14 protein-coding genes are annotated in these 15290 nt (G+C 67.7%); 5 read left to right on the top strand and 9 right to left on the bottom strand.

The features are described 5' to 3' along the window. Positions 1-202: 202 nt before the first annotated feature. On the bottom strand, positions 203-1432 hold the full coding sequence (gene dksA / locus D7T59_RS05255) for an RNA polymerase-binding protein DksA (protein WP_180853098.1): 1230 nt from the start codon (positions 1430-1432) through the stop codon (positions 203-205). 271 nt (positions 1433-1703) lie between these two features. Here dksA and yidD point away from each other — a divergent pair, with 271 nt between their 5' ends. The 4 genes from yidD (at position 1704) to D7T59_RS05235 (ending at position 5787) form a co-directional block, all read left to right on the top strand. Then, the gene (yidD, locus tag D7T59_RS05250; RefSeq protein ID WP_005417723.1) at positions 1704-1958 is read left to right on the top strand and encodes a membrane protein insertion efficiency factor YidD; all 255 of its coding nucleotides are present in this window, start codon (positions 1704-1706) and stop codon (positions 1956-1958) included. A gap of 1 nt (position 1959) precedes the next feature. Beyond that, entirely contained in the window at positions 1960-3306 is a 1347-nt protein-coding gene (locus D7T59_RS05245; RefSeq protein ID WP_164135926.1) for a dihydroorotase, read from the top strand. Further along, positions 3306-4154 (top strand): M23 family metallopeptidase, encoded by an 849-nt coding sequence (locus D7T59_RS05240; protein WP_180853099.1) that lies wholly within the window; start codon positions 3306-3308, stop codon positions 4152-4154. Before D7T59_RS05245 ends, D7T59_RS05240 begins: the two co-directional genes overlap by 1 nt. Before the next feature lie 112 nt (positions 4155-4266). After that, entirely contained in the window at positions 4267-5787 is a 1521-nt protein-coding gene (locus D7T59_RS05235; protein ID WP_180853100.1) for a gliding motility protein, read from the top strand. Positions 5788-5887: 100 nt separating this feature from the next. On the opposite strand, the gene D7T59_RS05230 is transcribed toward D7T59_RS05235, so the two are convergent. The 5 genes from D7T59_RS05230 to efp all read right to left on the bottom strand — a co-directional run bounded on the left by D7T59_RS05230 (position 5888) and on the right by efp (position 10150). Further along, on the bottom strand, positions 5888-6592 hold the full coding sequence (locus tag D7T59_RS05230; protein ID WP_106551228.1) for a squalene/phytoene synthase family protein: 705 nt from the start codon (positions 6590-6592) through the stop codon (positions 5888-5890). An 11-nt stretch (positions 6593-6603) separates the two neighbouring features. Further along, positions 6604-7299: a phosphoglycolate phosphatase gene (locus D7T59_RS05225; protein ID WP_180853101.1), complete on the bottom strand. Its 696-nt coding sequence runs from the start codon at positions 7297-7299 to the stop codon at positions 6604-6606. Further along, positions 7296-8012 (bottom strand): bifunctional 2-polyprenyl-6-hydroxyphenol methylase/3-demethylubiquinol 3-O-methyltransferase UbiG, encoded by a 717-nt coding sequence (gene ubiG, locus D7T59_RS05220; protein ID WP_180853102.1) that lies wholly within the window; start codon positions 8010-8012, stop codon positions 7296-7298. Before ubiG ends, D7T59_RS05225 begins: the two co-directional genes overlap by 4 nt. A gap of 25 nt (positions 8013-8037) precedes the next feature. Then, complete coding sequence (locus tag D7T59_RS05215; protein WP_053460913.1) at positions 8038-9381, bottom strand: TRZ/ATZ family hydrolase; 1344 nt, start codon at positions 9379-9381, stop codon at positions 8038-8040. 202 nt (positions 9382-9583) lie between these two features. Continuing rightward, complete coding sequence (gene efp / locus D7T59_RS05210; protein ID WP_006457340.1) at positions 9584-10150, bottom strand: elongation factor P; 567 nt, start codon at positions 10148-10150, stop codon at positions 9584-9586. Between the two features lie 120 nt (positions 10151-10270). Between efp and epmB the strand changes: the two genes are divergently transcribed. Next, on the top strand, positions 10271-11287 hold the full coding sequence (epmB, locus tag D7T59_RS05205; RefSeq protein WP_180853103.1) for an EF-P beta-lysylation protein EpmB: 1017 nt from the start codon (positions 10271-10273) through the stop codon (positions 11285-11287). Positions 11288-11355: 68 nt separating this feature from the next. On the opposite strand, the gene D7T59_RS05200 is transcribed toward epmB, so the two are convergent. The 3 genes from D7T59_RS05200 to D7T59_RS05190 are packed head-to-tail and all read right to left on the bottom strand — an operon-like array spanning position 11356 to position 15228. Beyond that, positions 11356-13482, bottom strand: coding sequence for a putative bifunctional diguanylate cyclase/phosphodiesterase (locus D7T59_RS05200; protein ID WP_164135921.1), 2127 nt, complete (start codon positions 13480-13482; stop codon positions 11356-11358). Further along, the gene (locus D7T59_RS05195; RefSeq protein ID WP_142806410.1) at positions 13479-14411 is read right to left on the bottom strand and encodes a phosphate/phosphite/phosphonate ABC transporter substrate-binding protein; all 933 of its coding nucleotides are present in this window, start codon (positions 14409-14411) and stop codon (positions 13479-13481) included. The genes D7T59_RS05200 and D7T59_RS05195 overlap by 4 nt, the downstream gene beginning before the upstream one ends. Before the next feature lie 46 nt (positions 14412-14457). Next, positions 14458-15228 carry an RNA methyltransferase gene (locus D7T59_RS05190; RefSeq protein ID WP_180852053.1) on the bottom strand — a complete coding sequence of 257 codons (771 nt, stop codon included), beginning with the start codon at positions 15226-15228 and terminating at the stop codon, positions 14458-14460. Between the last annotated feature and the right edge of the window lie 62 nt (positions 15229-15290).

Below are 15290 nucleotides of genomic sequence, written 5' to 3'. Positions count from 1 at the left end.
TGCTTTTGCTCTTCCTTGCCCTCCGGCTTCGGCCTGAGCCGAGCATGGGCTCGGCTTTACAGCAACCGCGCACGCAGGAAACCGTCGAGAGCCTGCGGGTGGGTCCGATACCCGGAAGGCGCCGTTCTACCCAGCCAACCACCTCCCAACAAAAAACCCGGCCGAGGCCGGGTTTTTCGCATGACCATACAACGATCAGGAATCAGTCGCCCTGCTGCTTCTGCAGGTGCTCCCAACGCTCCTGGGCGTCGATGGTGCGCTCGGCGGTCAAGCGCGCTTCCAGGCGCTCCAGGCCGATTTCTTCGCCGGTGTCGACGCAGTAGCCGTAGTCGCCTGCTTCCAGGCGCTTGAGGGTGCTGTCGATCTTGCCGATCAGCTTGCGGTAGCGGTCGCGGGTACGCAGTTCCAGCGAGTTCTCGGTCTCGCGGGTCGCGCGCTCGGCTTCGTCGCCGATGTCACGCACTTCCTCGCGCAGGTTCTCGATGGTCTGCTTGGACTCTTCCACCAGGTCAGCGCGCCAGTTCTGCAGGCGCTGGCGGAAGTACTCCTGCTGCAGCGAGCTCATGTATTCCTCTTCCGAGGACGGCTTGTAGCCAGCCGGCAGGATCGGGCGGCCGGTGGCCTCGTCGGTCTTGTACTCGACCACCTTGTACTTGCTGCGCGGGGCCGGTGCCGCCGAGCGGGCGGCGACGGCCACGGCAACCTTGCCGACAGGGCGCGACACGGTCTTCGGGGCGGAATCGGATTTCACGGCGGTTTTGGCAGGCGATTTCGAAACGGGCACGGGATTCTTGGATTGCGGGGCCGTCGAAGCGACAGGAGCGGCGGCCGGGGCCGGCTTGGAGGCCGGTTGGGCTGCCGCCACTGCCACGGTCTTGGCCGGGACAGGCTTGGCCGGAGCCGGCTTGGCAGCAGGCTTCGGTGCGGACTTCACTACTGGGGCCGGGGTCGGCTTTGCGGCCGGCGCGGCAACATTCTTGGCAACCTTCTTTACAGCGGCAGGCGTGGCGACCGGTTTGGCCGCAGCGACCTTCCTGGCCGCCGGTTTGGCGACGGGCTTGGCTGCAGCCTTCTTCACCACCGCCTTCGGCGCCGGCTTGGCTGCTGCCTTCTTCGCCGCCGGCTTGGCGGCGGCCTTCTTGACCGGCGCGGCCTTGCTGGCGGCCTTCTTCACCACCGGCGCCTTCTTGCTGGCAGCGGCGGGCTTGGCCTTGGCAGGCGCAGCGGCCTTCTTCGCCACCGGCTTGGTTGCCTTGACCGGCGTTTTCTTTGCGGTGGCCTTCCTGGCCGCCGGTTGCGAGGACGCTGCCTTGGTCGCCGGCTTGCTGGCCGGTTTCCTGGCAACGGGCTTTGCCGCCAACTTCTTCACAACAGGCTTGGCGGTTTTCTTGGCGGCCGTTGCGGCCTTCTTTGCAGTTTTTTTAGCAGCCACGAAACGCTCTTCCTTGGATTCCCCGGGGCCCGGGAAAGCGGGCCTTTATAGCCTACCCGACCCGCAGCAGCAACCTCGGCACCCTGCTCCATTCAGTCCTGGAGTCAAGGTGCCCAAGGGGCAGTCCGACGAACACGGACCGCCTTGCGCGGTACGGAACCTGGCCAGCACCCGAAGGTGCTGGTACCGGTCGCAGGCCATCGGCGACATGCGACCAACGGCCCATCCTGCACAAATGCGGCCTTCATGCCAACTGGCATAAGATGACTGGGTGATCTCGCGCCTGCTCATTGCCCTGCTGCGCTTCTACAAGCGCTTCATCAGCCCCCTGCTGGGGCCGCGTTGCCGTTTCGTGCCGAGCTGTTCTGAATACGCGATGGACGCCATCTCCCGACACGGTCCGCTGCGCGGCAGCTGGCTGGCTGCGCGCCGGCTGGGCCGCTGCCACCCGTTCCATCCCGGCGGCTTCGACCCGGTGCCCGAATCCACCCACGCCCCCTCTTGCCGTTGCACAGGAAAACACTGACATGTCCTCCACCCTCATCACCAACGCCCGGATGGTCAACGAAGGCCGCACCTTCGACGGCGACCTGCGCATCGAGAACGGCCGCATCGCGCAGATCGGCAGCGGCCTGACGCCGCGCGACGGCGAGCAGGTGGTGGACGCGGCCGGGCGCTGGCTGCTGCCCGGCATGATCGACGACCAGGTGCATTTCCGCGAACCGGGCCTGACCCACAAGGGTGACATCGCCAGCGAATCGGCGGCCGCCGTGGCCGGCGGCCTGACCAGCTTCATGGACATGCCCAACACCAACCCGCCGACCCTGGATTCCACCATCCTGGAAGCCAAGTACGAACTGGCGCGCGGCCGCGCCTGGGCCAACTACGGCTTCTACCACGGCGCCAGCAATGACAACCTGGACGCGATCCGTGCGCTGGACCCGAAGAAGGCCCCGGGCGTGAAGGTGTTCATGGGGGCCTCCACCGGCAACATGCTGGTGGACAACCCGGAAACGCTGGACGCGATCTTCCGCGAATGCCCGACCCCGATCATCACGCACTGCGAAGACACACCGATGATCGATGCCAACCTGAAGGCCTTCCAGGAAAAGTACGGTGATGCGCTGACGCCGGACATGCACCCGGACATCCGCTCGCGCGAAGCGTGCATCAAGTCGACCCGCCTGGCGATGTCGCTGGCACGCAAGCACGGCACCCGCCTGCACGTGCTGCACATCTCCACCGCCGATGAGCTGGCGCTGTTCGAGAAGGGCCCGCTGATCCGCGCCGACGGCAGCCGCAAGCAGATCACCGCCGAGACCTGCGTGCACTTCCTGCACTTCGCGCGCCCGGATTACGCGACCAAGGGCAACCTGATCAAGTGCAACCCGGCGATCAAGGAAGTGTCCGACCGCGAGGCGATCACCGCCGCGCTGGCCGACGACGTGCTGGACGTGCTGGCCACCGACCATGCGCCGCACACCTGGGAAGAGAAGCAGAAGCCCTACGCGCAGGCGCCGTCGGGACTGCCGCTGGTGCAGTACGCGCTGGTGGCCGCGCTGGAGCGCGTGCACGAAGGCAAGCTGACCCGCGAACAGGTGGTGCAGAAGTTCGCACACGCGCCGGCACAGCTGTTCGACGTGGAAGAGCGCGGCTTCCTGCGCGAGGGTTACTTCGCCGACCTGGTGCTGGTGGAAGACGTGCCGTTCACGGTCAAGCGCGAGGACGTCCTGTCCAAGTGCGGCTGGTCGCCGTTCGAAGGCACCACCTTCCGTTCGCGCATCGCCTCCACCTGGGTCAACGGCCAGCAGGTGTGGGACGGCAGCAAGCTGGTGGGTGAACCCGCCGGCCAGCGCATGACCTACGACCGCTGATGCGTCCGGCACTTCTGTTCGGGGCGCTGCTGCTGGCCGCGCCCCTGTTTTCCTCATCCCCGGCGCAGGCGCAGGACGGCATCGGCAGCCTGATCGACAGCCGCGTGGTGTTCCCGGCCAGCGCGTCGCAGGGCGCCCTGGTGATCGGCAAGGTACCCGCTGGCAGCCGCGTGCAGTACGCCGGCCGCCAGCTGCGGGTGAGCAACTACGGCAGCGTAGTGTTCGGCATCGGCCGCGACGAGAAGGGCCCGTTGCGCGTGCAGGTGCAGCGCGCCGACGGCGGCAGTGAAACCGTGACCATCGCGGTGACGCCGCGCGACTGGCCCACCGAGCGGGTCAACGGCGTGCCGCCGAAGACGGTCAATCCGCCGCCGGCGATTGCCGAGCGGATCAAGCGCGAGCAGGCGCAGGTGACCGCCGCGCGTGCCCGCGATGACGACCGTACCGATTTCACGCAGACCTTCATCTGGCCGGTGCAGGGCCGCATCAGCGGTCGCTTCGGCAATGCGCGCGTGTACAACGGGCAGCCCGGCGCCGGTCATTCCGGCATGGACATCGCGGTGCCGACCGGCACGCCGGTCAAGGCACCGGCCGCCGGCATCGTCACCTTCGCCGGCCCCGACCTGTACCTGACCGGCGGCACGCTGCTGCTCGACCACGGTTTCGGGGTCAGCTCCAACTTCCTGCACCTTTCGCGCATCGACGTGAAGGTGGGTGACCGTGTCGAGCAGGGCCAGGTGATTGCGGCGGTCGGCGCCACCGGCCGCGCCACCGGCCCGCACCTGCACTGGGGCATGAACTGGTTCGACACCCGCATCGATCCGTTGCTGGTGCTGGAGCGGAAGTAACGGCAGTGCCGGCCGCGGGCCGGCAATACCATGATCTTCGCGGCGAATCTGGATGCCGGCCAGCGGCCGGCGCTACCGCGATGTTTCGACGCATGGAAACAAGGAGCGTTGCATGCCCGTCGCGGGTGAAATCCACGTCGTCCACAACGCACGCCTGGGCGCCTACGTGGCCTACCAGCTCACCCACCAGAATACGGAGGACGGCAGCTTCGCCATCCTGGCACTGGACTGGGTGGGCAGTGCCCTGCCGGATGCCGCCGCCGTTGCAGCCATGCAACCTGCCCGCTTCAGCCCGTTCCGTGCGGCGCCCGCGATCCTGCACCGCTGGGTAGGCAAGCGCGTCCCGCGCGATTTCCGGCAGGTGGGCTGGCGCGAGCCGCTGATCGCCGATCGTCCGAGAACTTATGGCAGCTGGCCCGATGGCGCCGAATGGGTCGCGCAACGCAAGTGGGATGCACTGGATACCGATGCCGTGCGCGCATTCCACGCCGCGATGTCCGTGCCGCAAGACCAGAGCGTGGTACTGGAAAGCGATGCCTTTCCGGTGCGTCGCTGCACCCGCCAACTGGACAGCGCGACCCTGAACCGTGCGCCGTCACTGTCTGTATTCGATGCCCTGCCGCTGCTCACCCAGCTGGAGATCAGCACACCGGTGCCGGGCCTGCTGCCGTGGCTGCGTACACGACCGTTGATCCATACCTTGCAGATCAGTGGCCAGCAGGAGACTGACGCCGATGTGCGAGGAACCAGGCTCCTGCAGATGACGATCGATGTCACCGGCCTGCGATCGCTCCACCTCAACCCGCAGCTGGATCGCCTGACACTGACCGGCAGCATCGATCCCGGCCTGATCATCCACGCCGAAGACGAAGGCCGCTGGCTGACCCTCATCAGCACCGATCCGCTGCTGCCAGGCCTGGGGCTGCCGCGTCTCGGTGAACTGCAGTTGCGCGAGGTACGCGAACTCGATGCCGCACGCATCGCCGGGCAGTTCCCAGAACTGCAATCACTGACCATCAGCGGCGCCCCCTGCGTGCTGCATCAGTTGCACCACCTGGGCGATCTACGGCAGCTGCATACCCTTGGCGGCAGCGAGCTCTTCCCTCCTGCCGAAGCACTGTTTCCGGCACCGGAATGCTGGCCCCGCTTGTGTCGGCTGTGGCTGCACAGCCTGCCGATCGAACTCGGTACCGCCATCAAGAAGGCCTACAAGGGCGAGGTGGCCAAAGGCCTGGATCTGGACGTGGGACAACTGCGCAGGCCCGAATGGCTGGCCGCCAACCTGGACAACCCATTCCGCAACTGGGAAGGCAGCGCGCATGTCAGTGCCGTGCAGGCGAAGAAGGCCGCCACGCTGTATCGCAAGGCCTGCACCGAGGCATTGAAGCTGAGCACCGGTGGCGGGGACACAACGGGATTGGGCGCGGCACTGGCGCAGATCGGCCGCGACTACACCGAAGGCTTCAACGCACTGGACCGCCACAGCGGATTCATCGAAACCGAAGAGCGCGAGCAGATCTACATGGCGTGGATGAGCATTCTTGATGCAGTCCAAGCGCGGCGCGAGCCGGGCGCTGCGGCGCTTGACCGCGAATTCCTGCGTGCTGCGATGAACGACGTCAGGAAGTTCTGAAACGCCCCAGGGCGGTAGTGCCGGCCGCTGGCCGGCAACTGCATGAATCCTGCAGCGCCCAAGCTGCCGGCCACCGGCCGGCACTACCAGCGGCGATCAATCAGCCGCGCGCCGCCCACCACACGCGCAACAGCGTGCGCACCGGTGTCGCTTCAATCGGCTTGCCTGCGGCCTGCGCGGCCACGCGTGCGCGCGCCAGGCTGGACCAGACGCGGCGCGGGCGCGGGCCGGGTACGCGGCTGCCCCACCCCTTCAACAGGTACTGCGCCCAGCGCTGCGCGGCCGTGCTGGAATCCTCATCCAACAGGCTGCGCGGCACACCGGCCACGCCGGCGTCCTGCAGGCGCTGGGCCAGGGTCTGCAGCTGCACCGCGCGGCCGGCGCCGGTGCGCGGCTTGTCGTTGAACAGCGCCGCTTCCACCGCAGCAACCGCGTCGGCGTAGTTGGCCAGCGCGCGCTCGGCGCTGGCCGCATCCAGCGCGACCGTGCGCGCTTCAACCAGATCCGGCAGGGCCTCGGCCAGCTGCGCCCACGGCGCACGCACCGGCTCCAGCAGGCGGCCCAACGGGTGACGCGACCGGTGCGCAGCCCAGCTGCGCAGCTCCTCGCCCCACCATGCCAGCTTGGCATCGGCTGGCAGCGGGTCGCCACTGGTGTTGAGCATGTCGTCGAATTCCTGCAGCAGCGCGAACCACGCCACTGCAAGCTCGCGTTGCGATTCGGCCACGAACGGGGCGGCCACCGACCATTCCGGCCAGCGGCTGCGCCACTTGTCGAGGAAACTGTCCAGCGCGGTACTGCTCACTACGTCATTCCTTACGGCTGGGCCGGGGTTGCCGGCCGGGTCGGCCAGAGGCTGGCCAGTTGCAGAAGTCCGGCGTTCTCGACCAGCACGTCGGCCTGCCAGGCCAGCGGGTCGTCACTGTGCAGGCGGTAACCCCACAGCGCCGCCACCGACGGCATCGCTGCGGCCCGCGCAGCGATGATGTCGCGCTCGTCGTCGCCCACGTACACGCAGTCTTCGGCGACGATGCCGATCGCCTGTGCAGCGTGCAGCAGCGGCAGCGGATGCGGCTTGCGCTCGGCCAGGCTGTCACCGCCCACCAGCACCGCACAGCGTTGCTGCCAGCCGTACTGCGGCACGATCAGCCGCGCCAGATACTCCGGCTTGTTGGTGACGATGCCCCACACCGTACCGGCAGCATCCAGTGCGGCAAGCATGTCTGCAACACCATCGAACAGTACCGCGTGCTGGCCGATCAATGCTTCGTAGCGCTGCAGGAATTCCGGGATCAGCGCGTCACGTGCGGCAACGTCCAGTTCGGGGAAGGCTGCCGAGACCATCGCACGCGAGCCCTTCGACACCACCGGGCGCAACAGCGCCGGATCGATCGGTGCACGGCCACGCTCGGCCAGCATCGCATCGCAGGTGGCAACGAAGTCCGGCGCACTGTCCAGCAGCGTGCCGTCCAGGTCGAACAGCACCGCACGCGGGAAACCGTTGGAGGTCATACCGGCTTGACCGCGTAGGCCAGGTAGTTGATGTCGGTACGGCTGCTCAGGCGGGCGTGGTTGCGCCACGGCTCGTAGGCCATGCCGCTGACATCCACCAGCTGCATGTCGGCCTCGCGCAGCCAGCGCGCCAGCTCGGCCGGCTTGATGAATTCCTGGTAGTGATGGGTGCCCTTGGGCAGCAGCCGCGCCACGTACTCGGCGCCGACAATCGCCACCGCGAAGGCGGCAGCGGTGCGGTTGATGGTCGACAGGAACAGGTGGCCGCCCGGCTTCAGCAGGCGCTTGCAGGCCTCGATGATCGCGCCCGGGTCGGGCACGTGCTCGAGCATTTCCATGCACGTGACCACGTCGAAGCTGCCCGGCTGCTCGGCGGCCAGGTCCTCGGCGGCCTGGACGCGGTAATCGACCTTGGCACCACTTTCCAGCGCGTGCAGGCGCGCGACCTTGACCAGTTCCGGGGCCAGGTCGATGGCGGTGACGTCGGCACCGGACTGCGCCAGCGCCTCGCTCAGCAGGCCGCCACCGCAGCCGATGTCGAGCACGCGTGCGCCGCGCAGCGGCACGCGGTCGGCCACGTACTTCAGCCGCACCGGATTCAGCGCATGCAGCGGCTTCTGCGGGCCGTCAGCGTCCCACCAGCGGTTGGCCAGCGCGGCGAACTTGTCCAGCTCGGCCTGATCGAAATTGGAGGATGCGTGGGGGGCAGTCATGGGGAAGTCCTTGCAGCGCCGGGGTTCAGGCGCGGATATGACGGATACGCTCGCGCCACTGGCGCGCGTTGGCGATGATGCCCGGCAGGTCCATGCCGACCAGCTCGCGCTGCACCAGCTTCGGCTTGCCGGCAATCCAGACATCGCTGACCTGCTGGCGGCCGGTGGCGTACACCAGCTGCGACAGGACGTTGTGCAGCGGCTGGGTTTCCAGCGCCGACAGGTCGACGCAGACCAGGTCGGCCTGCTTGCCGACTTCGATCGAGCCGATGCGATCGCCGAAGCCCAGCGCGCGCGCGCCACCCAACGTGGACGCGCGCAGCGTGGTGGCCGCGTCCAGCGCGGTGGCATCGTCGGCCACGGCCTTGGCCAGGATCGCCGCGGTGCGGTTCTCGCTGAACATGTCCAGGTCGTTGTTGCTGGCGCAGCCATCGGTACCGATCGCCAGGTTCACGCCGGCGCGCTGCAGGGCGCAGGCCGGGCAGAAACCGGAGGCCAGCTTCAGGTTCGATTCCGGGCAGTGCACCACGCTGACGCCACGTTCGGCGCACAGGTGGATTTCCGCATCGGTCAGCTGGGTCATGTGCACCGCGATCAGGCGGTCGTTGACCAGGCCGAGCCGGTCCAGCCGCGCCAGCGGGCGCTGGCCGTGCAGCTTGATCGAATCGTTGATCTCCTGCGCGGTCTCGTGGGTATGCAGGTGCACCTGCATGTCGAGCTGGTCGGACAGCATCCGCACCCGCTCGAAATTGGCATCGTTGACCGTGTAGGGCGCATGCGGCGCGAACGCGGTGCCGATCAGCGGATCGGTGCGCCACTGGTCGTGCAGTTCACCGGCCTTGGCGAAGTACTCGTCGTCGGTCTTGGCCCAGGCGGTGGGGAAATCGATGATGACCGCGCCGACCAGCGCGCGGAAACCGTGCTTCTTGTAGACCGCGGCCTGCACGTCGCCGAAGAAGTAGTTCTCGTTGGCGCAGGTGGTGCCGCCGCGCAGCATCTCGGCGATGGCCAGGGTGGTGCCGTCGGCCACGAATTCCGGCCCGATCACCGCCGCTTCCACCGGCCAGATGTGCTGCTGCAGCCAGGTCATCAGCGGCAGGTCGTCGGCGACGCCGCGCAGCAGGGTCATCGGATTGTGCGTGTGCGCGTTGACCAGGCCCGGCATCAGCGCCGCCTCGGGGCGGCTGACCACCTGCGCGGCACGGAAGCGCGCGCGCGCCTCGGCACGCGGCAGGATGGCGACGATCTCGCTGCCACGCACGGCAACGGCGTGGTCTTCCAGCACCACCGCATGCGGCTCGATCGGAACGACGTAACCGGCTTCGATGAGCAGGTCGCAGGCTTCGGGGAGGTGCGGGCTATCGCTCATGCGGGCTCACTTGGCTGTGGGGGCGGCGAGATACTTCTGGGGGACACGCCCCTGAGTCAGGGGCTGCCGCGAAGCGGCGGGGTCTGGAGACTCGTGAAGCGGAGCCCATGATCTGCCGAAGCAGATCATGGGAGCGCCAGCGCGAATGCGATGGCGCGTACCCGGCCAGCGGCCGGTACTACCGTAATCCGGCTGCGCCGGATTACTTGACGCGTGCGGAGTACTCGCCCGAACGGGTATCGACCTTGATGATTTCATCCTGGTTGACGAACAGCGGCACGCGGACCACGGCGCCGGTTTCCAGGGTGGCCGGCTTGCCGCCACCGCCCGAGGTGTCGCCACGGACGCCCGGATCGGTTTCGGTGATCTTCAGCTCGACGAAGTTCGGCGGCTGCACGAAGATCGGCTCACCGTTCCACAGGGTCACCACGCAGGACTCTTCGCCCTTCAGCCACTTCTCGGCGCCGCCCATGCCGGCCTTGGTGGCCTGGACCTGCTCGAAGGATTCCGGGTCCATGAAGTGCCAGTACTCGCCATCGCTGTACATGAAGTTCATGTCGGTATCGACGACGTCGGCTGCATCCAGCGAGTCGGTCGACTTCATGGTCACTTCCTGGGTGCGGCCGTCCTTGATCAGGCGGTACTTCACGCGGGTGAAGGCCTGGCCCTTGCCCGGCTTGACGTATTCGGTGTCGATGATGACGGCCGGTTGGTTGTTGACCAGGATCTTCATCCCGTTCTTGACGTCGTTCATGCCGTAGCTGGCCATGCGTAAACTCCTGAGTGGCAAAAACGCCGCGGGTGCGGCGAGCCGTTAGAATGGAAAGCCCACCGGATGCCGGTGGGCGACTGTTTTTCTGCCCCCATGATAACCGCAGGCCCCCTCTCCATGCAGCTTTCCGCCTTCCCACGGCCCCAGTCGCCAGGTGCGCCCGCGCGCTGGCAGCAGCTCTGGCGCCAGGCGCTGCGCGACCCGCAGGCCCTGCTGGCCCGGCTGCAGCTGGACCCGGCCGCGCTGGGCGTCTCGGACGCGGCCATGGCCCAGTTCGCGCTGCGCGTGCCGGAGGGCTTCGTGGCCCGCATGCGCAAGGGCGATCCGGCCGATCCGCTGCTGCGGCAGGTGCTGCCGATCGACGAGGAAATGCGCCCCGCGCCCGGGTTCAGCTTCGATGCGGTGGGCGATGGCGCGGCCAAGAAGGCCACCGGCGTCATCCAGAAGTACCGAGGCCGCGCCCTGCTGGTGGCGACGGGCAGCTGTGCAATCAATTGCCGCTACTGCTTCCGCCGCCACTTCGACTATGGCGCGGAGAATGCCGCCAAGGGGGGCTGGCAGGAGGCCGTAGCCGCCATCGCGGCCGACCCTGACATCGACGAGGTGATCCTGTCTGGCGGCGATCCGCTGTCTCTGGCCACGCACAAGCTGGTCGAGCTGACCGATGCCCTGCGCGCGATTCCGCACATCCGCCGCCTGCGCATCCACAGCCGCCTGCCGATCGTGCTGCCCGAGCGCGTGGACGAGGAACTGCTGGCCTGGCTGGGCAGCCTGCCGTGGCCGCTGGCCATCGTGGTCCACGCCAACCATGCCAACGAATTCGACGCCGGCGTGGACGCGGCGATGGGCCGCCTGCGCAGCGTCGGTGCCCAGCTGCTGAACCAGGCCGTCCTGCTGCGCGGGGTCAACGACAGCGTGCAGGCTCTGCAGGACCTGAGCGAGCGCAGCTTCGCCGCCGGCGTGCTGCCCTACTACCTGCACCAGCTGGACCGGGTCGAAGGCGTGGCCCACTTCGAAGTGGACGACACCCAGGCCAAGGCATTGATTGCCGGCCTGACCGCACGCCTGTCCGGTTACCTGGTTCCCAAGCTGGTGCGCGAACTGCCGGGCGACCCGAGCAAGCGCCCGGTGTAAGAGCACTACCGGGGTCGGATCCCTTTTCCTGCGGAAAAGGGATCCGACCCCAGCACAACGTCAATCGGTCAGACGCCCGACTCGATCATCCGCACCACTTCGGTGGCGGTGACCGGGTGGCTCAGCCAGTAGCCCTGCCCCAGATCGCAGCCGCGCTGCGCCAGCAGTTCGAACTGCGCCTGCTGCTCGATGCCCTCGGCCACCACCGTGATGCCCAGCGCGTGGGCCATGGCGATGATCGCCGTGGTCAGCGCGAGGTCATCGGGATCACGCTGCATGTCGGCGACGAAACTCTTGTCGATCTTCACGCCGTCCACCGGCACCTGGCGCAGGTGGCTGAGGCCGGAGAAGCCGGTGCCGAAATCGTCCAGCCAGACCTTCACGCCGGTGCGATGCAGCTTGTCCAGCAGCTGCGCGGCGACCATCTCGTCACCGATCACCGCGGTCTCGGTCAGCTCCAGATGCAGGCGCGACGCTGGCAGCCCGGATTCATGCAGGCATTGCGCGACCAGCGCCGGCAGTTCGCCGCCGCGCAGCTGCCGCGGTGACACATTGACCGATACGAACAGGTCGTCGCCTGCCACGCCACGTGGCCATTGCGAGGCCTCCATGCAGGCCGCACGCAGCACCTTCGGGCCGATGATCTCGATCAGCCCGCTCTGCTCGGCCACTTCGATGAACACCGACGGCGGAATCGTGCCCAGCGTCGGATGCTGCCAGCGCAGCAGCACTTCGACGCCGACCATGCGACGGTCGCGCATGCGGAAGATCGGCTGGTAGGCCAGGCGCAGTTCGCCACGCTCCCAGGCCCCGCGCAGCTCCTGCTCCATGTGCACGCGGCGCTCGACCGCATGGTCCATCGCCCGGCTGTAGTAGCGGTAGCAGTTCTTGCCCGCCATCTTCGCCTGGTACATGGCGATGTCGCCGTTCTTCAGCAGCGTCGTCGCGTCGGCCGCATCATCGGGGAACAGGGTCACGCCGATCGAGGTACCAAGGAACAGCTCCCGCCCCTGCACCACCAGCGGCCTGCCCAGCTCACGCACCAGCACCTCGGCCAGCAGCCGTGCGTTGGCGGCCACGTCACCGTCGCCGACCAGAATCACGAATTCATCGCCACCGAAGCGGGCCAGCAGGGCCTCGTCACCGCCCGCTTCCGCGACCGCGCGACCGATGCGCTGTGCGAACTGCAGCAGCGCCTCGTCACCGGCCTCATGGCCAAGCGTGTCGTTGACCCGCTTGAAATCGTCGATGTCGGCGAACAGCAGGCCCAAGCGATGGTTGGCGGCACGCGCCGCCATCAGCCGATGATCCAGCGCTTCGCGGAACGCCAGCCGGTTGGTCAGCCCGGTCAAGGCATCGGTGTAGGCCATGTGCCGCACTTCACGGTCATGGCGGGCGATCGCATCGCGCATGCGGGCGAAGCCGCGCACCAGCTCACCCACTTCGTCGTCACGGGTGTTCTCGGCCAGCGGTGTCTGATAGTCCCCCGCCTCGATGCGGCGCGCGGCCGCGGCCAGGTCGCGGATCGGCGCGACCAGCGTGCGCTGCACGTACAGGATCACCACCACGCCAATCACCACCAGCAACCCCAGCATCAGCAGCAACCATCCCAGGTGGCGGCTGCCGACCAGTTGCAGGCGCTCGCCAAGGGTGGCATTGGCCGCCTGTTCGCGTTGCTGCACCTCGTCCAGCGCCATCCCGACGCGGACACCGCCGATGCGCTGGTTGCCGACCATGATCGGCATCGTGTTGTCCAGCACCTTCGGCGATTCCTGCACCAGCAATGCCTGCGCCGCCGCAGCCTTGGGCGCCAAGGGATCGGCCATCGGCTGGCCGAATCCCGAGACCTCGACCGAGCCGTCGTGCACCAGCCGGCCACGCTCGTCAAACACCAGTACATAACGCACCACCGGCTGTCGCGCCGTGCTGCGCACCAGTACGCCCACCTGGTCCAGGTCGCGGTAATACAGCGGGTTGGCCAGCGCATCGGACAACTCGCGCGCCATCGCCTCGCCGCGGCTGCGCACGCTGCGGTCGAACAGTTCATGGATGACGCCACCGCTGAGGGTGCGCACCTCGCTCTGCATCGCCGTCTGGCGCCCCAGCAGCACCGCCAGGATCGCGACCACCACGACCATCGCTCCGCCCATCGCCAGCAGGAACCGGGCCTGCATCCCCGAGCCGAGCCACTTCATTCCACTTCCATCCGCACGCGCGTCAATCCTTGTTTCAATTCATCCAACCGCTGCTGCGCATGCGCATCGACACGGTGGAAACCGGAAGTGCCAAAAAAACGATGCAACGCGCCCTGCGCCTGCGGGTCGCTGGCTGCCTGGAGCAGGACTTCCTGCAGGCGATCGCGCACCCGGGCATCGAGGTCGGCGCGGACCATCTCCACCGCACGCGGGTACGGTTCGGTGCGCAGCAGCTCGCGGAAGTCGCGCCGGAATGCAGCCGGCACCCGCCGCTCGTCATTCCAGTCCACGCTGCTCACCGCCCCCACATCCGCCATCCCCTTGTGCACGTACGTCGCGATGTTCAACTCGCTGCGCGCGAACACATACCCCACGCTGTCGCGCCCTGGCACGTCCCAGACCCCGGCCAGGATCTGTGGCGACAGGCCATGGTTCAGCAGGGTCATCACCGGCACCAGGTAGGCGCTGGTGGAAGCCGTGTTCTGCAGGGCCAGGCGATGGCCGCGCAGATCCTGCACCCGCTGGATGGGACTGTCGCTGCGCACGAAGAACACCGTCTGGTACTCGCGCACCCCGTTGCGTTCGGTCAGCAGCAAGGGGCGAGCACCGCTGCGCTGACCCAACGCCACCGCCGTACCGGAGGTTTCCGTGACCCAGTCGACCCGTCCCCGCCGCAGATAGCTGGCCATCTGCTGCGGGTCGCGGGCCATCAGTATCCGCCCCTCCTGGATGCCGACGTCATGCATGCGAGCCACAACGTAGTCCAGCAGCGGTTGCAGCTGCTCGTAGTGGGCCTTGGGATCATCGCTGATCCGGCCCAGCACCAGCACCGGATCCGGCGCTGCATGCACGGCTCCGGCCAGCAGGACCATGGCCAGGCTCAGCAGTCCCCCCTGCATTGCCTTTCGCAGACCCGACACAGACGTCATCCCCCCTGGGTATCCAGACAGACTACCCGAAAAAATGAGAACGTCGTCAGCTGTCCTTGCTACCGGCCTGGGCCAGACGCGCCATGCGCTGGGTGTCGGCGAGGATGCCGCGCAGCAGGCGCACTTCCTGCTCGCTCGGTTCGCTGCGCAGGAACAGGCGGCGCAGCTTGCGCATCGCCGATTCCGGAGCACGCCCCTTGTGGAAATCGATCTCTTCCAGGGTGTCGGAAAGCTGGGCGAAGAAGCTCTCCATCTGCTCATGGCTGGCCGCCTGCTCGCGGAAGCTGGGTTCGGTTCCTGCAACCGGCTGCGCCCCGAGCAGCTGCATGCGCGTTTCGTACGCCAGCACCTGCACGGCGGCGGCCAGGTTGAGCGAGCTGAACTCCGGGTCCGACGGGATGTGCACTGCGGCGTGGCAGAGCTGCAGCTCCTCGTTGGTCAGGCCGGTGCGCTCGCGGCCGAACACCAGTGCCACCTCGGCACCTTCGCCCGCCTTGGCCACCGCGCGGGCGGCAGCATCGGCCGGCAGGTACTCCTCCAGCTGGACGCGGCGGGCACGGGCCGTGCAGCCCAGTACCAGGCGACAGTCAGCCACGGCCTCGGCCAGGGTAGCCACCACCGGGGCGTCCCCCAGCACGTCTTCGGCACCGGCCGAGCGGCGGAAGGCCTCTTCGTCGAGCGGTTTTTCGGGGGCGACCAGCACCAGGCGGGCCAGGCCCATGGTCTTTAGGGCGCGGGCGGCAGCCCCCATGTTGCCGGGGTGCTGGGTACCGACCAGGACGAATCGGAGGCGGGTGGCGGCAGGAAACTGGGACATGAACAGGGAAAAGGTCGAGCTGGACGATGACCAATGGTAAACTGTGCGGCCGGCCACTGCGC

This window comes from Stenotrophomonas maltophilia (genome assembly GCF_013464915.1).
GTDB classification, from domain to species: Bacteria; Pseudomonadota; Gammaproteobacteria; order Xanthomonadales; family Xanthomonadaceae; genus Stenotrophomonas; species Stenotrophomonas maltophilia_AT.
This window is presented reverse-complemented; position numbering and strand designations above follow the sequence as displayed.